This window comes from Streptomyces sp. NPDC046465 (assembly GCF_040646035.1).
Classification (GTDB): Bacteria; Actinomycetota; Actinomycetes; order Streptomycetales; family Streptomycetaceae; genus Streptomyces.
This window is the reverse complement of record NZ_JBEYZK010000063.1, coordinates 2,566-4,756: the sequence shown is the minus strand read 5'-3', so window position 1 is coordinate 4,756 and position 2,191 is coordinate 2,566. Positions and strand designations below refer to the sequence as shown.

General features: G+C 56.4%; 1 rRNA gene (cut by a window edge). It reads right to left on the bottom strand.

Annotation, left to right across the window (positions count from 1 at the left end):
- Positions 1-2,191: ribosomal RNA gene (locus ABZ953_RS39025) — 23S ribosomal RNA — on the bottom strand (its annotated part continues 731 nt past the right edge of the window); the annotation flags it as partial.

Below are 2,191 nucleotides of genomic sequence, written 5' to 3'. Positions count from 1 at the left end.
GGATAGGGACCGAACTGTCTCACGACGTTCTAAACCCAGCTCGCGTACCGCTTTAATGGGCGAACAGCCCAACCCTTGGGACCGACTCCAGCCCCAGGATGCGACGAGCCGACATCGAGGTGCCAAACCATCCCGTCGATATGGACTCTTGGGGAAGATCAGCCTGTTATCCCCGGGGTACCTTTTATCCGTTGAGCGACGGCGCTTCCACAAGCCACCGCCGGATCACTAGTCCCGACTTTCGTCCCTGCTCGACCCGTCGGTCTCACAGTCAAGCTCCCTTGTGCACTTACACTCAACACCTGATTACCAACCAGGCTGAGGGAACCTTTGGGCGCCTCCGTTACTCTTTGGGAGGCAACCGCCCCAGTTAAACTACCCATCAGACACTGTCCCTGATCCGGATCACGGACCGAGGTTAGACATCCAGCACGACCAGAGTGGTATTTCAACGATGACTCCCCCGATACTGGCGTACCGGGTTCACAGTCTCCCACCTATCCTACACAAGCCGAACCGAACACCAATATCAAACTGTAGTAAAGGTCCCGGGGTCTTTCCGTCCTTCTGCGCGAAACGAGCATCTTTACTCGTAGTGCAATTTCACCGGGCCTATGGTTGAGACAGTCGAGAAGTCGTTACGCCATTCGTGCAGGTCGGAACTTACCCGACAAGGAATTTCGCTACCTTAGGATGGTTATAGTTACCACCGCCGTTTACTGGCGCTTAAGTTCTCAGCTTCGCACGCCCGAAAGCGCACTAACCGGTCCCCTTAACGTTCCAGCACCGGGCAGGCGTCAGTCCGTATACATCGCCTTACGGCTTCGCACGGACCTGTGTTTTTAGTAAACAGTCGCTTCTCGCTGGTCTCTGCGGCCACCCCCAGCTCAGACAGTAAATGTCATCACCGGTGATGGCCCCCCTTCTCCCGAAGTTACGGGGGCATTTTGCCGAGTTCCTTAACCATAGTTCACCCGAACGCCTCGGTATTCTCTACCTGACTACCTGAGTCGGTTTAGGGTACGGGCCGCCATGAAACTCGCTAGAGGCTTTTCTCGACAGCATAGGATCATCCACTTCACCACAATCGGCTCGGCATCAGGTCTCAGCCTTAATGTGCGACGGATTTACCTATCACACGGCCTACACCCTTACCCCGGGACTACCACCGCCCGGGCTGGACTACCTTCCTGCGTCACCCCATCACTCACCTACTACAAGTCTGGTCCGTCGGCTCCACCACTTTCCTTTCCCCGAAGGGTCCGGAACGGCTTCACGGACTTAGCATCGCCTGATTCGATGTTTGACGCTTCACAGCGGGTACCGGAATATCAACCGGTTATCCATCGACTACGCCTGTCGGCCTCGCCTTAGGTCCCGACTTACCCTGGGCAGATCAGCTTGACCCAGGAACCCTTAGTCAATCGGCGCACACGTTTCTCACGTATGTATCGCTACTCATGCCTGCATTCTCACTCGTGAACCGTCCACCACTGCCTTCCGGCGCAGCTTCACCCGGCACACGACGCTCCCCTACCCATCACAGCGGGCGTTGGCCCTCTTGCTGCAATGACACGACTTCGGCGGTACGCTTGAGCCCCGCTACATTGTCGGCGCGGAATCACTAGACCAGTGAGCTATTACGCACTCTTTCAAGGGTGGCTGCTTCTAAGCCAACCTCCTGGTTGTCTGTGCGACTCCACATCCTTTCCCACTTAGCGTACGCTTAGGGGCCTTAGTCGATGCTCTGGGCTGTTTCCCTCTCGACCATGGAGCTTATCCCCCACAGTCTCACTGCCGTGCTCTCACTTACCGGCATTCGGAGTTTGGCTAAGGTCAGTAACCCGGTAGGGCCCATCGCCTATCCAGTGCTCTACCTCCGGCAAGAAACACACGACGCTGCACCTAAATGCATTTCGGGGAGAACCAGCTATCACGGAGTTTGATTGGCCTTTCACCCCTAACCACAGGTCATCCCCCAGGTTTTCAACCCTGGTGGGTTCGGTCCTCCACGACCTCTTACAGCCGCTTCAACCTGCCCATGGCTAGATCACTCCGCTTCGGGTCTTGAGCGCGCTACTGAATCGCCCTATTCGGACTCGCTTTCGCTACGGCTTCCCCACACGGGTTAACCTCGCAACACACCGCAAACTCGCAGGCTCATTCTTCAAAAGGCACGCAGTCACGAGAC